Annotated in this window: 22 protein-coding genes; 21 read left to right on the forward strand and 1 reads right to left on the reverse strand. The window is 43.5% G+C overall.

The genetic code is table 11. The annotated features are described in order from the left end of the window. Positions 1-180: 180 nt before the first annotated feature. The 16 genes from ACH97_RS18250 (at position 181) to ACH97_RS18320 (ending at position 12048) form a co-directional block, all read left to right on the forward strand. A complete protein-coding gene (locus tag ACH97_RS18250; RefSeq protein WP_048350287.1) occupies positions 181-621 on the forward strand; it encodes a hypothetical protein in 441 nt (146 codons plus the stop codon). Positions 622-781: 160 nt separating this feature from the next. Then, positions 782-1201, forward strand: a complete 420-nt coding sequence (locus ACH97_RS23145; RefSeq protein ID WP_020451577.1) for a redoxin domain-containing protein — start codon at positions 782-784, stop codon at positions 1199-1201. Positions 1202-1277: 76 nt separating this feature from the next. After that, a complete protein-coding gene (locus ACH97_RS18260) occupies positions 1278-2141 on the forward strand; it encodes a manganese catalase (protein WP_020451578.1) in 864 nt (287 codons plus the stop codon). An 82-nt stretch (positions 2142-2223) separates the two neighbouring features. Next, on the forward strand, positions 2224-3024 hold the full coding sequence (locus ACH97_RS18265; RefSeq protein WP_020451579.1) for a DUF2935 domain-containing protein: 801 nt from the start codon (positions 2224-2226) through the stop codon (positions 3022-3024). Positions 3025-3155: 131 nt separating this feature from the next. Next, the gene (locus ACH97_RS18270; protein ID WP_020451580.1) at positions 3156-3650 is read left to right on the forward strand and encodes a GNAT family N-acetyltransferase; all 495 of its coding nucleotides are present in this window, start codon (positions 3156-3158) and stop codon (positions 3648-3650) included. A 16-nt stretch (positions 3651-3666) separates the two neighbouring features. After that, positions 3667-3969, forward strand: a complete 303-nt coding sequence (locus tag ACH97_RS18275) for a hypothetical protein (protein ID WP_020451581.1) — start codon at positions 3667-3669, stop codon at positions 3967-3969. 323 nt (positions 3970-4292) lie between these two features. Next, complete coding sequence (locus ACH97_RS18280) at positions 4293-4898, forward strand: TetR/AcrR family transcriptional regulator (protein WP_020451582.1); 606 nt, start codon at positions 4293-4295, stop codon at positions 4896-4898. A gap of 215 nt (positions 4899-5113) precedes the next feature. After that, entirely contained in the window at positions 5114-5569 is a 456-nt protein-coding gene (locus tag ACH97_RS18285; protein ID WP_020451583.1) for a MarR family winged helix-turn-helix transcriptional regulator, read from the forward strand. A gap of 346 nt (positions 5570-5915) precedes the next feature. Continuing rightward, positions 5916-6854, forward strand: a complete 939-nt coding sequence (locus ACH97_RS18290) for a ring-cleaving dioxygenase (protein ID WP_020451584.1) — start codon at positions 5916-5918, stop codon at positions 6852-6854. A 21-nt stretch (positions 6855-6875) separates the two neighbouring features. Then, a complete protein-coding gene (locus ACH97_RS18295) occupies positions 6876-7484 on the forward strand; it encodes a flavin reductase family protein (protein WP_020451585.1) in 609 nt (202 codons plus the stop codon). Between the two features lie 201 nt (positions 7485-7685). Then, positions 7686-8300, forward strand: a complete 615-nt coding sequence (gene wrbA / locus ACH97_RS18300; RefSeq protein WP_020451586.1) for an NAD(P)H:quinone oxidoreductase — start codon at positions 7686-7688, stop codon at positions 8298-8300. A 310-nt stretch (positions 8301-8610) separates the two neighbouring features. Further along, entirely contained in the window at positions 8611-8751 is a 141-nt protein-coding gene (locus ACH97_RS23850) for a hypothetical protein (RefSeq protein WP_023857597.1), read from the forward strand. Beyond that, on the forward strand, positions 8744-9577 hold the full coding sequence (locus tag ACH97_RS18305; RefSeq protein WP_020451587.1) for a prohibitin family protein: 834 nt from the start codon (positions 8744-8746) through the stop codon (positions 9575-9577). The genes ACH97_RS23850 and ACH97_RS18305 overlap by 8 nt, the downstream gene beginning before the upstream one ends. An 88-nt stretch (positions 9578-9665) precedes the next feature. Then, positions 9666-10427, forward strand: coding sequence for a hypothetical protein (locus ACH97_RS18310; RefSeq protein ID WP_041817207.1), 762 nt, complete (start codon positions 9666-9668; stop codon positions 10425-10427). 59 nt (positions 10428-10486) lie between these two features. Then, positions 10487-11326 carry a thymidylate synthase gene (locus ACH97_RS18315; protein WP_026579651.1) on the forward strand — a complete coding sequence of 280 codons (840 nt, stop codon included), beginning with the start codon at positions 10487-10489 and terminating at the stop codon, positions 11324-11326. Between the two features lie 293 nt (positions 11327-11619). Continuing rightward, the gene (locus ACH97_RS18320) at positions 11620-12048 is read left to right on the forward strand and encodes a NucA/NucB deoxyribonuclease domain-containing protein (protein ID WP_020451590.1); all 429 of its coding nucleotides are present in this window, start codon (positions 11620-11622) and stop codon (positions 12046-12048) included. Between the two features lie 198 nt (positions 12049-12246). Here ACH97_RS18320 and lexA read toward each other — a convergent pair whose 3' ends face one another. After that, positions 12247-12870, reverse strand: a complete 624-nt coding sequence (lexA, locus tag ACH97_RS18325; protein ID WP_020451591.1) for a transcriptional repressor LexA — start codon at positions 12868-12870, stop codon at positions 12247-12249. A 151-nt stretch (positions 12871-13021) separates the two neighbouring features. Between lexA and yneA the strand changes: the two genes are divergently transcribed. The 5 genes from yneA (at position 13022) to sirA (ending at position 17057) form a co-directional block, all read left to right on the forward strand. Next, positions 13022-13333: a cell division suppressor protein YneA gene (gene yneA, locus ACH97_RS18330; RefSeq protein WP_020451592.1), complete on the forward strand. Its 312-nt coding sequence runs from the start codon at positions 13022-13024 to the stop codon at positions 13331-13333. An 18-nt stretch (positions 13334-13351) separates the two neighbouring features. Next, positions 13352-13999 (forward strand): YneB family resolvase-like protein, encoded by a 648-nt coding sequence (locus ACH97_RS18335; protein WP_020451593.1) that lies wholly within the window; start codon positions 13352-13354, stop codon positions 13997-13999. Between the two features lie 65 nt (positions 14000-14064). Continuing rightward, positions 14065-14298, forward strand: coding sequence for a DUF896 domain-containing protein (locus ACH97_RS18340; protein ID WP_020451594.1), 234 nt, complete (start codon positions 14065-14067; stop codon positions 14296-14298). 163 nt (positions 14299-14461) lie between these two features. Then, positions 14462-16465, forward strand: coding sequence for a transketolase (gene tkt / locus ACH97_RS18345; RefSeq protein WP_048350288.1), 2004 nt, complete (start codon positions 14462-14464; stop codon positions 16463-16465). A gap of 154 nt (positions 16466-16619) precedes the next feature. Continuing rightward, a complete protein-coding gene (gene sirA, locus ACH97_RS18350) occupies positions 16620-17057 on the forward strand; it encodes a sporulation inhibitor of replication protein SirA (protein WP_020451596.1) in 438 nt (145 codons plus the stop codon). Positions 17058-17113 lie beyond the last annotated feature (56 nt).

Raw genomic sequence — 17113 nt, forward strand, 5'->3', positions numbered from 1 at the left:
CAATTTCACCTCATTTATCATTTTAAGATTCATTGTCTGATAAAAAAATCGAATAACGTGACATGAACATTACACTTTTGTAAGGGATCGTTCGGCACACTCATCTTGAAACGGGAGATTAAATTTCAATATCCTTTTTATTCAATAAAGTTTATAATATGGAAAAAGGGAGGGGCGCCAATGAAAAAAATTTTATTTTTGATGTTGTTTTCAATCATGATGGCCTGCAGTTTTCATATTCAGCCTGCTGATGCCGCGGTTACAAAAGATGAGAAAAAGACGACCATGACAATGACTGAAGATCAAGTGGGATTTTTTATGGCGGACAGCACCAATGTAAATTACTACCCGACATGGCTGTATTATAAGTTTACGATTTTTAATGCAGAAGGCTGTACACTCAACATCAAGCTGCAGAGAATCACGTTAACAGGACATGCGATCACTTTAAGCGAGAAAGAATTTACTGGAAATCATCTTCATTTAAGTGCTGCAGATAAAGTGAGCGGGACGCCGCACCGCAATCATTTCCTGGATATCACAAAAGTGTCAGGCTGCGGAGAAGTTGGAATTACAGGCTTTTACGGCTTTGAGCATGAAATGCCGGACTACTCATCATAAAGAAAGCCCAGCAGAGGAGAGTCCTTTTTTCATATCAGGGCTAACATATCGGGAAAAAAAATGAAAAAACAAACGCTGCTTTTATTGAGAGGCGCCATCCTCTTGCTCCTATGTTGTGCGGCTGGTTATGCTCTTTATCAGCATATTGCCGGAGGCCGGAATGAACAGGCAGGCATTACATTTTAAATTATCGACTTTAGAGGGCGGTGACATCGAACTGAAAAAATTACGGGGAAAGGCGGTGGTTGTCAACTTTTGGGGGACTTTTTGTACACCGTGCAAAGAGGAGATGCCGGTCATGCAAAAAGCTTATGACCGTTTTAAAGGAGACGGTTTTGAAATCATCGCTGTCAATGTGCGTGAATCGAAAGGTGCGGTAAAGAGCTTTGTCGACCGCCATGGCTTAACTTTTCCGGTCGCTTTGGATCAATCGGCTGAAGGTTACCGTTCTTGGGAGATTTATTATTTGCCTACAAGTATATTCATTAATCGGGAAGGAAGACCAGAGCGGATGTATGTCGGAGGAATGTCTGAGCGGCAAGTTGATATGTGGATTGAAGATCTTCTTAGCGGTTCATAGAAACTCATTTAAAAGGGATAGACAAACACCTATTGTTCTTATCGTTCATAAGGTAGCTCATGAGAGGAGCGATCTTATGTTTTTTCATATTAAAGAACTGCAGTATCATGCAAAGCCTGAAAAACCCGATCCATTATTTGCGAAAAAGCTGCAGGAAATACTGGGAGGACAGTTCGGGGAAATATCAGTAGCTCTGCAATATCTTTTTCAAGGCTGGAGTGTCAGAGGAAACGGCAAGTACAAAGATCTGCTGATGGATACAGGAGCTGAAGAGCTCGCCCATATCGAGATGCTGGCGACGATGATTGCAAGGCTTTTGGACGGTGCGCCGGTCGGCGATCTTGAAAAAGCGGCAAAAGATCCGGTGCTCGGCGCCATTCTCGGAGGGATGAATCCGCAGCATGCCATCGTATCAGGATTAGGGGCGATGCCGGCCGACAGCGTGGGAAACCGCTGGACTGCCGATTATATTATTGCAAGCGGAAATTTGCTTGCTGACTTTCGGGCAAATTTAAACGCGGAATCACAGGGACGCCTGCAGGCTGTCCGGCTTTATGAAGAGACGACGGACCGCGGTGTCAAAGATATGCTGTCCTGGCTGATTGCAAGGGATACGATGCATCAAAACCAGTGGCTTGCAGCCATTAAAGAACTGGAAGCGAAAGAAAATGTCGTCGTCCCAAGCACGTTTCCGCGCCATCTGGAAAAAAGGGAAGTCTCTCATGTATTATTTAATTTTTCAAGAGGCAACGAGAGCGCTGCAGGCAGATGGGCGAAGGGACCGAGCATGGATGGGGAAGGCGTTTTTCAGTATGTTGAACATCCTCAGCCCCTTGCGAAAAAACCGGTGTTAAAACCTGCGCCTGCATATATTCATGATACGCCGCCATCGGTTATTCAACATCCCCGGGATGATATACTGCCTCCGAATCTTTATTGATCAGCTTCTATTTGCATGATCATATTTCGGGCTTGCAGCGAATAGCCATAGTGAAGAATGGTATTTAAAGGGAGGCGCAAGCTTGAAAACTTATAAGGAGACGGCCGTTTTTGAACATAAATTTTGGCTTCAGGTTTTGGGTGATCATGCGCGTTTTATTTTGGATTCTTTGGCTGAAAGGGAAAAAGAAGATATTCAAAAGGCGAAGCAGTTCAAGCAGACGTTTGATGTTTTGCTGAAAAAAGTGAATGCTTCGCCTGATTTGTATTCATTAACGCTTGAAGCTGAAGAATATGCCCTTCAATTCAGGAAATTTAAACTCTCCATCATTAAAAGGCACCTGACAGGCGATATTAAAATTCACCTTCCCCCGACTTTTATCAACCATATGGTAAATGAACTGGAGGAGTACTTGCTTGTGCTAAAATACTTAAAAAAACGGGAAGTGCCGCCTGTTTTCCACGAGTTGCACCACCATATGCTGTGGCTGATGGATGCCGCCGGACATGCTGGAGCAATTGCCGATGACCTGGATGCGGTGGAAAAACGGTTGAAAGAGAAGAGCAGGGAGTTTGTCAAACACTTTGAACAGTTCTATATTAAATCCGTTGAATTGACGGGGTATCTCAGAGCGAATGTTGAATCTTTTCCCGCTCTCAGAAGGATGAATAAAGACGTGAAGCTTGAGATTGAGCTGTTTCGTACCTTTTTGAAAGAAGTGGAGGAGCTGGAGCTTACAGATCAGATGCTCGGTACGTTCTCCGCGCTGATGGCAGACCACATGATGAGGGAAGAATGCTATTATTTAATGAAAATCGCCGAATCGACAAATACGCAAAAACCTGCGTGCGACCCTGCGAAACCGAGGCTGCTTGAAAAGTAATGCCGACGGTTTTGCTATTTTTTTTGATGAAGCCGCGAATCGATCTTGGCACCTGCGGTTTGCACAGCCTTTTTCATGCGATTATAATTCAGAATATATAGATAATCTAAAAACTGTTTGGAGGGCCTTTCTTGCATATCAGAAAATTAACAGCTTCAGATGCAGAAAACTATCTGAAGCTTTGTGAAACGATCGATGAAGAATCTGAATTCATGCTGTTTGAACCGGGTGAACGAAAGCTTCAGGCACAACGTCAAATCAAACAGATCCAATCCGGCGTGTGTGAAGTTTTTGTTTGTGCGGCTGATGACGGAAGCTTAGTCGGATATGTTGCAGCAGTCAGAGGACAGGTTCAGAGAACACGCCACCGTGCCCATATCATCATTGGCATACGCCAAACATATATTGGACAAGGTATTGGAGTAAAGCTGTTTCAGGCATTGGAAAAATGGGCCTGTGAAGAAAAGCTTCACAGACTTGAGCTGACTGTCATGACCCATCATACAGCCGCCGTGCGTTTATACAAAAAAATGGGTTTTATCATTGAAGGCACTAAAAAGCACGCTTTGAAAGTAAAAGGACAATATGTTGATGAATATGTCATGTCCAAATTAATCAACGAATAGCAAATGGAGGTTTCAAATGAAAGACGGGTGCCATCAGGCCATCGCCGCTGTCAGCTACTACAAAACAGAACGGACGATTGATTTTAACCGGCAAACCTATACAAAAAAGCATAATCAAATGTACCTGTACAACGATAAAATTTTAACGGCAAGCCGCCAGTATCGCCTTGAGCACGTCCACGATGTATCATACAGACCTTTTTCCGAGGCCGGTTTGCTTTACCTCCATACGAACCAAGGGGTATTTGCTTATGAAGTGGATGCGGACCCCGGGTATTTCATAGAGGCTTTTAAAAAACAGAAAAATCCAATTAAATAAATTACAATATATATGAAGTTTTTAGCAGTAAATGCTAGAATGAAGGTTGGGAATTTTGCAAGGAAAGGAACATACGGCTACCGGCCTGTTAGGGCGATTGACCTTGTTGACTTACCGGGCTAATGTCACTTGGCGGTGTTTATATGTCACTGCTATGCTTGATGAAAGAACGTCCGCTTAGGCTGCAAGTGTATGTTTGAGCAAAAGATTTTAAGCGTCTTTTTCCAATTTTCTTTAACATAACGAGTCCTTGACGTTCCCAGTATATCTCAATACATAGATGGTTAACTTAATTAGAGAAGTAGAGAGGACAGGACAGCTTAATGAAAAAGAAGACACAGAATACGGTTCAAAAGATCGTAGAAGCCGGATATCATCTGTTCGCCCAAAATGGATATTCGGCAACCTCTGTAGATGAAATTATGAAAGAAGCCGGATTTTCTAAAGCTACGTTTTATTTGTATTTCAAGTCAAAGGAGATGCTGTTTCTCCATATTATGAATGAGCAAATGGAAGATCGCTTTCAAACCAGCATGAATTGTTTTCGAAAAAAGACGCTGAGGGGATTGCTCGCAGGGATTGAACACTTGATTCAAACATCAAATAAAGAGCATTCGACAGCTTTGTTTTTGGAATTTATGGCAAATAGTCATAGATATCCTGAGATTCAAAGAAAAGTAGCCCTTCTGTATGAGCAGTGGAGAGAGTTTTTTGTCGAACTGATCGAGCAGCTTCAGGAAGAAGGCATCGTTCAAAAACAGCTCAATCCGAAGGTGATGGCCACCACGCTGATTGCAATCTTTAACGGATACAACCATCAACACCACGCGGATCCCTCGATTAATAAACAGGAACAGCTTCAGTCCATTATTTTCTTGCTGAATCCGAAGCTGCATCTCCAGATAAAAGACAAACTATTTCATGTATGACAAGACTTCTGAAACAGCCGGCGCTGCCGACCTTGAGTCGGCGGTTTTTTGTGTTAGATCCGAATCCTGCTTCGGCAATGGAAATGCATCCGTTTAACAATTCTGTCTCATCTGTTTTAACTCGTAATAACATAAACCGTTTTAAAAAGTTGACAACAGCAAATCGTTATTATACAATTTTCTCGAATTCGAGATAATTAAAAAGGATGAATACCGTGGGCAGTCAGGAAATGGAGAGATACGAAGAGGAGTTGTCTTTAAAGGCATTTATTGTGTTGTCTCGTGCACTGCAATCGATTAAAAAGCGTGTGGAAGAGGATATTAAATGTTTAGGACTAAACCCAACTGAGTTTGCTGTTCTAGAATTAGTCTATAGTAAAGGCGATCAGCCGATCCAAAAAATAGGCGAAAAAGTATTAATCGCAAGCAGCAGCATTACCTATGTTGTAGATAAGTTGGAGAAGAAAAAGTTAATAGAGAGAAGGCCTTGTCCTAAAGATCGCCGTATAACATACGCTGCTTTAACGAATGAAGGAACTGCACTGATGAACAATCTTTTTCCAAAACATAAAACAGCTATGAAAGGCATTTTCGGCGGCTTAGACATAAAAGAAAAAGAAGTTCTAATTGAAAAGTTAAAAAAACTTGGCTTCCATGCCCAAAGCATGTAAATTTTTTTATGATAATATCTCGAATTCGAAATATATGAATTCATGATAATGAGAAATAAATATTGAACTGGGTATTCTATTTCTGAACAGGAGCTTCATGACATAACAAGATCCTGGGCTCATCGGCAGTCATCATCGTTAGCAAGCAACAGAAATCTACGAAGGTTGAAAACTGCCCGGAGTCCTATAAAGAAAAAGGCAGGGATGCTTGTCCATTGATTTTGATCTTTTAAAGAAGGAAAAAATAAAAAGCAGAAAAACCACGGGGATTTAGAAAACCTGTAAATGAATTTGTAACGTATTTCTCATCATAAAGCTATGTTTCATGAAAGAGGAGTGAAGTGGAATGAAAAAGAAAACAAGCGGAATCCATCACATTACAGCGATTGTCGGCCATCCGCAAGAGAACGTGGATTTTTACGCTGGCGTTCTTGGTTTACGTTTAGTGAAAAAAACCGTTAATTTTGATGATCCGGGAACATACCACCTCTATTTTGGCAATGAAGGCGGGAAACCGGGAACGATTATTACATTCTTTCCTTGGGCAGGTGCCCGGCGAGGAGTCATTGGAGATGGTCAAGTGGGAGTGACTTCTTACGTCGTTCCTAAAGGCGCAATGGCTTTTTGGGAAAACAGATTAGCAAAATTCAATGTGCCTTATACAAAAATGAACCGTTTTGGAGAGGAATACTTGGAGTTCGATGATCCTCATGGTCTTCATCTGGAAATTGTCGAAAGAGAACAAGGGGAAAAGAACAGCTGGAAAGTAGGGGAAATAACACCGGACAATGCAATCAAAGGATTTGGTGGAGCAACACTGTTATCCAAACAACCCGAAAAAACGGCTGAATTATTAGAAAAGGTCATGGGACTTGAAAAAGTTGGAGAAGAAGGAGATTTTGTACGTTTTCGTTCTGCTGGTGACATAGGAAATATGATTGATTTGAAATTAACAACTATAGGAAGCGGACAAATGGGGACGGGTACAGTTCACCATATTGCCTGGAGAGCCATTGATGACAATGATCAATTGGAATGGCAAAAATATGTTGCGGAAAACGGATACCGTGTTACACCTGTGCAAGACAGAAATTATTTTAACGCGATTTATTTCAGAGAACACGGGGAAATCTTATTTGAAATTGCAACAGATCCACCAGGATTCGCCCATGATGAATCATATGAAACAATGGGAGAACAGTTAATGCTGCCGGCCCAGTATGAACACTACAGAGAGCAGTTAGAAAGAAGATTAATTCCTGTAACAGTGAAGGCGCTGGATTAATTTTTGTAAGGAAGTGATTCGATGCTGTCCATTGATCCCAATACAAAAACAGAAAGAGAGAACTACAAGTTTTTAATCGGGAGTATTATACCGAGACCTGTTGCATTTGTTACAAGTTTATCAGAGGAGGGTGTCTTAAACGGAGCTCCTTTTAGCTACTTTAATATTGTATCTTCAAATCCTCCGATGATCTCCCTTTCTATTCAACGTTTTGAAGGGAGCCAAAAGGATACAGCGAGAAACATTTTGAACAGCAAAGAATTTGTGGTCCATATCGTTGATGAACAAAACGTTGAAAAAATGAATTTAACGGCCGCCAGCCTACCACCAAGTCAAAGTGAAGTTCAGTTAGCGGAGTTAACCCCCGTTGAAAGTATGAAAGTCTCGGTGCCGGGCGTGATAGAAGCAAAAGTGCGTATGGAATGTGTTCTGGAGTATTCATTAGAGTTGGGAGATAAGCACTCTGACGGATGCGATTTTATGATAGGCAGAGTCGTTCAATATCATATCGAAAGCGGCATCTATGAAAATGGAAAAATCGATCCAAGAGGCCTCGGCGCTATCAGTCGTTTAGCCGGGCATGATTACGCAAAGATTGGCGAAATCTTCACCAGAAAAAGACCGAAGTAATATAACCATCCATAATATCTCCAAATTGAGATTTATTAAATTGAAATGTTTTAAGTTTATTCTAGCAAGGAATAATAATGGCAGCGAAACACTTCAAGGGGGTGGTTCTTAAAAGGTTTGCCGAAAAGAAAACAAAAAAGCAGGTGTGAAAACATGGGATTTTTAGACAAACTATTTAGAAAATCAAAGGAGCTGGATCATATGTCAAATGTAAAATTAGCTGTAGTTTTTTATAGTATGGGCGGAACAAACTATCAATTAGCCAAATGGGCTGCAGAAGGTGCAGAAGAAGCAGGTGCTGAAGTCAGAGTTTTAAAAGTACAAGAATTGGCTCCGCAATCAGCCATTGAGGGAAATGAAGTGTGGAAATCCACTGTTGATGCAACAAAGGACATTCCAGTCGTATCCTCAGAAGATATAGAGTGGGCAGATGCTATTATATTCAGTACACCAACACGCTTTGGCAATATGGCATCCCAAATGAAACAGTTTCTTGATACACAAGGCGGACTTTGGGCAAACGGAAAGACAGTAAATAAGGTTGTAAGCGCAATGTCCTCCGCTCAAAATCCACATGGTGGTCAAGAAGCAACAATTTTGTCCTTATATACTTCAATGATGCACTGGGGAGCTATTATTGCTTCTCCGGGATACACTGATCCTGTCCTCTTCGGGGCTGGCGGAAATCCATATGGAACGAGTGTTACAGTCGATCAAAACGGGAAGATGATTGAAGACGTGGAAGCTGCAGTGAAACATCAAGCTAAACGCACAGTGACAGTAGCTGAATGGGTTAAAAAGGGCAATCAACAATAATTGAAATTTAATATTTTTAAAAGAGCCAATCATTTGGCTCTTTTTTTAGTATGTGCCCAGCTGATAGTTGGTTCGGCATGCCGCTTCGTCTTCATTTGACTGCGACCACGCCATGATATACGCGGCATAAAGAGTAAGATATCCGACATATCCTTTAACGATGCCATTGATTTCGCAATTGCAATGATAAAATTTTTTCTATTACATTTTAAAAAAATGAAACTTTAAGTTCATATGAACGTAAACATAAGTGAAATGATTTTATTTAGTCATACGATCAATCAACAAATGCAAAAGGGGTGAAACAAAAGTGAAAGTCATGATTGGTTCGATCATATTGCTATCCATTATAGGGTTTGGCGTATGGCTTATGTTAAGCCCGCTTTTTAAAAAAGTCGGAAGCGGGGCGAGCAAAATAAAGAAAACGCTGGAGGATGACAAAGATGAATGAAAAACAACCAAAGAAGAATAAAAACAAAACGCTGCTCGGCGGAATCATTGTCGCTGTTGCTTTAATTATCGGAGGATTCACGGCTTCCTTGTTCATCGAGAAAATTCCGAACGGATATGTCGGCGTCGTTTATTCTCCGAATGGCGGGGTGAAATCGGAAACGCTTGATCAAGGCTGGCATTTAGTCGGACTGTTTGACAAAGTCACAAGATATCCGGTGCGGATGCAGACTGTAAACAATCAGGATATTCAAGTGGCTACTTCTGATGGCAAAAACATCTCAATGGACATCGCCTACAACTATGTCGTTCAGCCTGATAAAGTCGTAGAATTGTTTAATAAATTCGGAGCGGTCGATATTGAATCAATCGAAAACAGCTACTTGAAAACAAGGCTGTGGGACGCTGCAAGAAAGTCGATTTCCAAATACTCCGTCATTGATACATACGGACAAAAATCATCTGATGCCGCCGCAGAAATCCAAAAAACATTTGCAGATGATATGAAGGGGCTCGGCTTTGTCATTGACGATTTAACACTCGGTGTGCCAAAGCCTGATAAAGCGACCCAGGAAGCGATTGACGCGCGCGTGAAGTCTTCGCAGGAACTGGAAAGAACGCAGACAGAGCTGAAGATCGCCGAAGCGGAAGCGAAAAAGAAAAAGATCGAAGCCCAAGGTATTGCCGAGTATAATGAAATTATTAAAAAATCGATGTCAGATGAAATGATCAAGTATCAATGGATCCAAAAATGGGACGGAAAAATGCCTAAAGCGACAGGATCGAATTCCCTGATCCAGATTCCGACCGATGAAAAAGGAAAATAAAATGAAAAAATCCCTTGCTAAGGGATTTTTTTCGTCTCGGTCGCCCGTATATAATAGTGTTAACAATCGCTTCTGGACAGGGGGGAAGATGATGTTTGCTCCGGATGCCATTCTCCGTACGTGGAGAAGATTCGACGCTTTTCCGATGGAAACGCTGACAAAGGCATGGTTTTATCATCAGGGAGGGGATCAGAAACAGCGGAACGTCTCAATGATGAAGGAACACCACCAAGAGTACGGCATTGCCGGCAATTGCTTTGACCTTTCGATTTGGCTGCTGGACGAGTTTACAAAAGACGGAGTGGAAGCTTTTCCGATCGGCCGTTCGTTCAAAACAGAACGCGCGCATGCCGCAGTCATCGCGCTTGATGAAAGAGGACGGCGCTTTTTATGTGATCTGGGAGATCAATGGCTGCAGCCGATTCTGATCGACTGCGAATGTGAAGATTATACCAGTGAAAAGCTGGACGGTTTTTTCCCGGCAGCACAAATTCAAGTCAAGCCGACAACCGGCGGAGTTAAGGTCCTTTACCATCGGCCGAACGGAAAGGTGTCAACTCAAGTCTACTCTACAGACCCTGTTGACATGTCCGTTTTTTGGGAGGCGGCTGAATGCTCGCAAGCGGCATTGAAGCCTTCGCCATTACTGGAATGCAGAATTCAGTTTCAACATGAAATCGCGCTTTGGGAATTCAGCGGCTGGGACATATATCTTAGCACGAGCAAAGGATTATACAGAGAAGCGAAGCCGGACACAATTGAAGGCTGGACTGAGAAAATCCATGATGTCACCGGATACGATAAAAATGTTATCAAGAAAGCGTTGGAGATTTATCAAACCCGCGCATGATCTTAAATCTTGAAAAAAACTCATTTTATACATATCATGTGGAAAGAGGAGAGGATAAGATGAGCCATTATGACCAGCAATACAATGCAATCATTCAAAAAATTATTGAATCAGGGATCTCCGATGAAGAATATCAGGTCCGGACGAAGTGGGATTCAGACGGAACGCCGGCTCATACGCTGAGCATCATGAGCGAAAAAATGCGGTTTGACAATTCGGAAGTGCCGATTTTGACGACGAAGAAGGTGGCGTGGAAAACGGCCATCAAAGAGCTGCTTTGGATCTGGCAGCTGAAATCCAATGATGTTCAAGTTTTGAACGATATGGGGGTTCATATTTGGGATCAATGGCGGCTTGAAGACGGCACAATCGGAGCAGCCTACGGCTATCAATTAGCGAAGAAAAACAGAACGGTTAACGGGCAGAAAGCCGATCAAGTGGATTATTTGCTCCATCAGTTAAAGCATAATCCGTCTTCACGCAGGCATTTGACCATGCTGTGGAATCCCGATGACTTGGACGGCATGGCCTTGACGCCCTGCGTCTATGAGACGCAATGGTATGTGAAAGAAGGAAAGCTCTCTTTGGAAGTAAGAGCGAGAAGCAATGACATGGCGCTTGGCAACCCGTTCAATGTGTTCCAATATAACGTCTTGCAGCGCATGATCGCCCAAGTCCTCGGTTATGAGCTGGGCGAATACATCTTCAATATCGGCGACTGTCACATCTATACCCGTCACATCGATAATTTAAACATTCAGATGAAACGCGAGCAATATGAAGCGCCGAAGCTGTGGATCAACCCGGACATCAAAAACTTTTATGACTTTACAATCGATGATTTTAAATTAATTGACTATAAGCACGGCGACAAGCTGACATTTGAAGTTGCCGTATAAACAGGCGGATTTTCCGCCTGTTTTTTTGTTGTGTGAATGAATCATTTTTAAAAAATACAACGATGAAAAAATTTGCATATCCGGCAGCCGCATGTTTCCTTACGGCAGCCGTGTATACGTTTAGAGCGGACGCAAAAAGTACATGCAGTTTTTCACGGGTATGACCCGAGCATTTAACTTACGTTTATTTACACAATCTAAACGTCTTTTTCACAAAGAGCCCGAAAAGCAAAAACAATTCTCTCTTAATCTGTTAGTGACACCAGCATATACAAGAGGAGGTTGTTTTTGTCATGATCAAAAAATGGGCGGTTCATCTGCTGTTTTCCGCATTGGTGCTGCTTGGGCTTTCGGGAGGGGCTGCATATTCTCCTCAGCATGCCGAAGGCGCTGCAAGGTATGATGACGTATTGTATTTTCCGGCATCGCGCTATCCTGAAACAGGTGCTCATATAAGCGATGCGATCAAAGCGGGCCATTCAGATGTCTGCACAATTGAAAGATCTGGAGCGGATAAGCGCCGTCAGGAATCATTAAAGGGGATTCCGACTAAGCCGGGCTTTGACCGTGACGAATGGCCGATGGCCATGTGTGAAGAAGGGGGAAAAGGAGCGTCGGTCAGATATGTCAGCTCATCGGATAACCGCGGAGCCGGCTCCTGGGTCGGGAACAGGCTGAGCGATTACGCTGACGGGACGAGAATTTTGTTTATCGTTCGATAAAAGGGAGACAACGATAAATGTTTCCTCAAGGAAACATTTTTGTTGACAGGAAAACTTGTTTGGGGGATAATGGTAATGTAAGCATATGATCAATCCCTCTGTTTCAGGCTCGCATCCTTCATTTCCGTATGGATGTGAGCCTGTTTTTTCGTGCGAAAAAAAACCGCCGACCGGCGGTTTTGCTGATGAGTCCGTTTTTTAATGAACCGTGCGGAATACGCCAATGACTTTTCCGAGAATCGTCACATTCTGGAGGATGATCGGTTCCATCGTCGGGTTTTCCGGCTGAAGGCGGATATGGGTTTCTTCCTTGAAAAACCGCTTAACAGTCGCTTCGTCGTCTTCGGTCATCGCAACGACGATATCTCCGTTGTTTGCGGTGTTCTGCTGTTTGACTATCACATAATCCTGATCAAGAATTCCGGCATCGATCATGCTTTCGCCCATGATCTCCAGCATAAAGACATGCTCATCCGGCGGCGCCAGGCGGTCTGGAAGCGGAAAGTATTCCTCAATGTTTTCGACTGCGGTAATCGGCGTACCGGCCGTCACCTTTCCGATGACCGGGACATTGACAACCTGGTTTTTTGGAATGTGAATTTCTTCCTCTGTATCGAGAATTTCGATCGCTCTCGGCTTCGTCGGATCCCTTCTGATCAATCCCTTCGTTTCAAGCCTTGCCAAGTGGCCGTGTACCGTTGAACTTGACGCCAGGCCGACCGCTTCTCCGATCTCCCTGACGGAAGGCGGATAGCCTTTGCGTTTCACTTCTTCTTTAATGAAACGCAAAATATCAAGTTGTCTTTTTGATAGCTTCGTCATTTTTTGCACCTCAAAACGTCGATTTTAGCTAGATTATAGCATGTTTTTCCTTTGAGTACAAACATAGGTTCGAAAAAAACGATTGACAGAAACATTTGTTCGTATGTATACTGAAATCATAAAACCGAACAAACATTCTGGGGTGATGGATATGAAAAGAGAATCATTGATTTTTGTCAGTCTGTTTACTGCTGTGATCAGCTGCTGTATTCTGTTTGTGTCTTTTGCCGGTAAAATCGAAGAAAGAAAGCAATATGTTAAAATAGAAGTGCAGGAAGGCGATACATTGTGGGAGCTGGCCGACCGGATCAAAGGCGGAAAACCCGCTGACAAACAAAAATTCATCGAATGGGTCGCCGATAAAAACAATCTGCCGACCTCCGTTATTAAACCGGGCGATGTTTTGGTCCTGCCGGTAGCCAAACAGCACTCCGATCAATATCAGCTTGCAGTTGTAGAATAAATGATTGAGGGGATTTCCATGAATGCGATTATTTACACCAGGGTAAGCACTGCGAAGGAGCAGCAGGAAACCTCATTAAAACGGCAGGCTGAAGAGCTCCAGTCGCTTGCCGCCGAGCACGGGATGAACGTCGTGAACGTCATTTCCGAACAGGCGAGCGGATATGAGATGGACCGCGACGGCGTCTTCGATCTGCTCGAGGAAATCAAAACATCAGACATTGACGCAGTTTTAATACAGGATGATACGCGACTTGGAAGAGGGAATGCCAAAATTGCCCTTCTTCACTGTTTATATAAAGAAGGCGTTCAAATCTACACGCTGGCTCACCGGGGAAAACTTGAGCTTTCCGAAGCGGATTCGATGGTTTTGGAGATTGTCGGCATTGTCGAAGAATACCAGCGGAAAATACATAACCTGAAAATTAAGCGGGGAATGAAGAAGGCGGTCGAAAACGGCTACCGCCCGGAGAGGAATCTGAAACACCGCAATGAAGGCGGCGGGAGAGAGCGGATCGAAGCGCCTCTTTCAGAAATCGTCAGGCTCAGGGAGAACAAGCTGACGTTTGCGGAGATTGCAGCCGTGTTGAGAGGGTTCGGATACAGCATTTCAAAAGCAACCGTTCACCGCCGCTACCAGGAGTATAAGGACGGCCTTGCAGACTAATCTGTTGTCAAACGAAAGCGGATTTAGTAGTATGATGGATATATACCGAATCAAAGGAGTATCTTATGATTTCTAATGAAAAAATAGCCAGAATTAACGAGCTTGCCAAAAAAGCAAAGAGCGGATCTTTAACAGACGAAGAAAAAGCAGAACAGCAGAAGCTTCGCCAGGAATATCTTCAAGGCGTCCGCGCGTCTATGAAAAACACGTTGAAAACTGTGACGATTGTTGATCCTGAAGGTAATGATGTGACGCCTGAAAAGCTCAAACAGGAAAAAAGAAACCGCCGATTGCATTAATTTGGGGAATACGCCGATATCGTATTCCCTTTTTGTATATACTACAATTTAAAATGAAGGCAAAGATTCGTCATTTTTCACTGCTTTTGAGCTGAAATGGTTGTGAAAACCGATGGGTAGATTTATGATAAGAAAGTAGAGTCCATACAGGAAGGGGATCATAATGAAAACGATTGAATTAAAATCTGTCGCAACAATACGAACACTCTCCATAGACGCGATTGAAAAAGCTAAATCCGGTCACCCCGGCATGCCGATGGGGACTGCTCCGATGGCTTATGCGCTTTGGACAAAAATGATGAATGTCAGCCCTGAAAATCCGAATTGGTTTAACAGGGACCGTTTTGTGCTGTCCGCCGGACACGGATCAATGCTTCTGTACAGCATGCTTCACTTAAGCGGGTATGACGTTTCAATTGAAGACCTCAAGAATTTCCGCCAATGGGGAAGCAAAACGCCTGGACATCCGGAATTCGGACATACTCCTGGTGTAGATGCGACGACAGGCCCGCTTGGCCAAGGAATCGGAATGGCTGTCGGAATGGCGCTTGCTGAACGTCACCTTGCGGAAACTTACAACCGTGACGACTATCGCGTCGTTGATCATTATACATACAGCATTTGCGGTGACGGAGACTTGATGGAGGGAATTTCATCGGAAGCGGCTTCGCTTGCGGGACATTTGAAACTCGGCCGTCTCATCGTGCTTTATGATTCAAATGATATTTCGCTTGACGGTGAATTAAACCGCTCATTCTCTGAAAATGTGAAGCAGCGTTTTGAAGCGATGAATTGGGAAGTGCTTTATGTTGAAGACGGCAATAATATTGCCGAGATTACGGCGGCCGTCGAGAAAGCGAAACAAAATGAAAAGCAGCCTACATTAATTGAAGTGAAAACAACGATCGGTTTCGGCTCTCCAAACCGCGCGGGAACATCCGGCGTTCACGGTGCTCCGCTTGGCTCAGAAGAGGCGAAATTAACGAAGGAAGCGTATGAGTGGACATACGAAGAAGATTTTCATGTCCCTTCTGAAGTGTACGAACACTTTAACGAAACAGTGAAAGAAGCGGGCAAGAAAAAAGAGGCGGAATGGAACGAGCTGTTCTCCGCATACAAGAAAGCCCACCCGGAACTTGCCGAAGAGCTTGAACTTGCGATGAAGGGCGAGCTTCCTGAAGGTTGGGATCAGAAAGTACCTGCGTATGAGAAAGGAAGCAGCCTTGCTTCGCGTGCATCCTCTGGGGAAGTATTAAACGGAATCGCACAACAAGTGCCGTTCTTCTTTGGCGGATCCGCTGACTTGGCCGACTCCAACAAAACGACAATCAAAAACGGCGGAGATTTTTCAGCGAGAGATTACGCCGGCAGAAATATTTGGTTCGGTGTACGTGAATTTGCGATGGGAGCAGCTTTGAACGGAATGGCTCTCCACGGTGGCCTTCGCGTATTCGGCGGAACGTTCTTCGTTTTCTCCGACTATCTGAGACCTGCGATCCGTCTTGCGGCATTAATGGGGCTTCCTGTCACATATGTGTTTACACATGACAGCATTGCCGTCGGAGAAGACGGACCGACTCATGAGCCGATTGAACAGCTGGCATCACTTCGTGCGCTGCCGAACTTGTCCGTCATCAGACCTGCAGACGGAAATGAAACAGCAGCAGCCTGGAAACTGGCGCTTCAATCAAAAAATCAGCCGACTGCGCTTGTGTTGACACGTCAAAACTTGCCGACAATCGATCAGTCTCCTGAAGCAGCTTATGAAGGCGTTGAAAAAGGTGGATATGTCGTTTCGAAAAGCCAAAACGAAAAACCGCAAGCGATCTTGCTTGCGAGCGGATCTGAAGTTGGCCTTGCGCTTGACGCACAAAGCGAGCTGAAAAAAGAAGGCATTGACGTATCCGTTGTCAGCGTTCCGTCTTGGGATCGTTTCGACAAGCAGCCGGCCGAATATAAAAACGCTGTTCTTCCAACTGATGTGACAAAGCGTCTCGCAATTGAAATGGGATCACCGCTCGGATGGGAGAGATATACCGGCACTGACGGGGACATTCTCGGAATCGACCATTTCGGTGCTTCAGCTCCCGGCGAAACGATCATGAAAGAATACGGTTTTACGCCTGCGAATGTAGTTGACCGGGTGAAAAAACTGTTAAATCGCTAATCGGGCATATGAAAGAGAATGATCTGCGGATCATTCTCTTTTTTTCATTTCGACAAAATTAGTCGCTTCTTTTATCATCATCAGACAATTATTTCTAACCCCCTTTTGTATAATAGAAAGCATATATTCTTCGATACAGGGGGATGAGACAGTGATGGAACGCCATTATTATACGTATTTGATAGAAGAGGAATTTGCCAGCCATTATTTTGGAAGAGAGTCTGTCATGTTCAAGCTGTTTTACGATTATCATTGGACGAGCCCCGATCAAAAGTCTCCATTAGCCGCCAAGCAGATCGAGTTCATTACAAAACCGATTCCCGCAGCCCATATACACAAAAGAATGAAAATGAACCTCTGCCGGGAAGACTATACACAAGTTGACTATGTATACAGATTGATTGTTCCAAAAGGAAGCGCTTCTTTTATTATCAAAGACCGACATATTGAGATTTTGGCGAAGGGTCCATTCGATGCCGAAACGGTATTCTTTGAGGTTTTGCGGAAAGTAAGTCCGTGTTTCCTTGCGATGGATTTTAATATGAAACGTTACGGCTGGCTGAACCCTGTGAAAGAAAGAAATTTTGTATAAAAAAAAGAATTTGGACTGTAAATGTTGTATAATAGCGTTTGGTTTAGTACACTTTA

Source organism: Bacillus paralicheniformis, from assembly GCF_001042485.2.
Lineage (GTDB): Bacteria > Bacillota > Bacilli > Bacillales > Bacillaceae > Bacillus > Bacillus paralicheniformis.

What these genes read in the sequence shown, in the direction of transcription:
- ACH97_RS18250 (WP_048350287.1), top strand. Translation starts at nt 181, where the DNA reads ATGAAAAAAATTTTATTTTTGATGTTGTTTTCAATCATGATGGCCTGC.
- ACH97_RS23145 (WP_020451577.1), top strand. Translation starts at nt 782, where the DNA reads ATGAACAGGCAGGCATTACATTTTAAATTATCGACTTTAGAGGGCGGT.
- ACH97_RS18260 (WP_020451578.1), top strand. Translation starts at nt 1,278, where the DNA reads ATGTTTTTTCATATTAAAGAACTGCAGTATCATGCAAAGCCTGAAAAA.
- ACH97_RS18275 (WP_020451581.1), top strand. Translation starts at nt 3,667, where the DNA reads ATGAAAGACGGGTGCCATCAGGCCATCGCCGCTGTCAGCTACTACAAA.
- ACH97_RS18280 (WP_020451582.1), top strand. Translation starts at nt 4,293, where the DNA reads ATGAAAAAGAAGACACAGAATACGGTTCAAAAGATCGTAGAAGCCGGA.
- ACH97_RS18290 (WP_020451584.1), top strand. Translation starts at nt 5,916, where the DNA reads ATGAAAAAGAAAACAAGCGGAATCCATCACATTACAGCGATTGTCGGC.
- ACH97_RS18295 (WP_020451585.1), top strand. Translation starts at nt 6,876, where the DNA reads ATGCTGTCCATTGATCCCAATACAAAAACAGAAAGAGAGAACTACAAG.
- wrbA (WP_020451586.1), top strand. Translation starts at nt 7,686, where the DNA reads ATGTCAAATGTAAAATTAGCTGTAGTTTTTTATAGTATGGGCGGAACA.
- ACH97_RS18305 (WP_020451587.1), top strand. Translation starts at nt 8,744, where the DNA reads ATGAATGAAAAACAACCAAAGAAGAATAAAAACAAAACGCTGCTCGGC.
- ACH97_RS18310 (WP_041817207.1), top strand. Translation starts at nt 9,666, where the DNA reads ATGATGTTTGCTCCGGATGCCATTCTCCGTACGTGGAGAAGATTCGAC.
- ACH97_RS18315 (WP_026579651.1), top strand. Translation starts at nt 10,487, where the DNA reads ATGAGCCATTATGACCAGCAATACAATGCAATCATTCAAAAAATTATT.
- ACH97_RS18320 (WP_020451590.1), top strand. Translation starts at nt 11,620, where the DNA reads ATGATCAAAAAATGGGCGGTTCATCTGCTGTTTTCCGCATTGGTGCTG.
- lexA (WP_020451591.1), bottom strand. Translation starts at nt 12,870, where the DNA reads ATGACGAAGCTATCAAAAAGACAACTTGATATTTTGCGTTTCATTAAA.
- yneA (WP_020451592.1), top strand. Translation starts at nt 13,022, where the DNA reads ATGAAAAGAGAATCATTGATTTTTGTCAGTCTGTTTACTGCTGTGATC.
- ACH97_RS18335 (WP_020451593.1), top strand. Translation starts at nt 13,352, where the DNA reads ATGAATGCGATTATTTACACCAGGGTAAGCACTGCGAAGGAGCAGCAG.
- ACH97_RS18340 (WP_020451594.1), top strand. Translation starts at nt 14,065, where the DNA reads ATGATTTCTAATGAAAAAATAGCCAGAATTAACGAGCTTGCCAAAAAA.
- tkt (WP_048350288.1), top strand. Translation starts at nt 14,462, where the DNA reads ATGAAAACGATTGAATTAAAATCTGTCGCAACAATACGAACACTCTCC.
- sirA (WP_020451596.1), top strand. Translation starts at nt 16,620, where the DNA reads ATGGAACGCCATTATTATACGTATTTGATAGAAGAGGAATTTGCCAGC.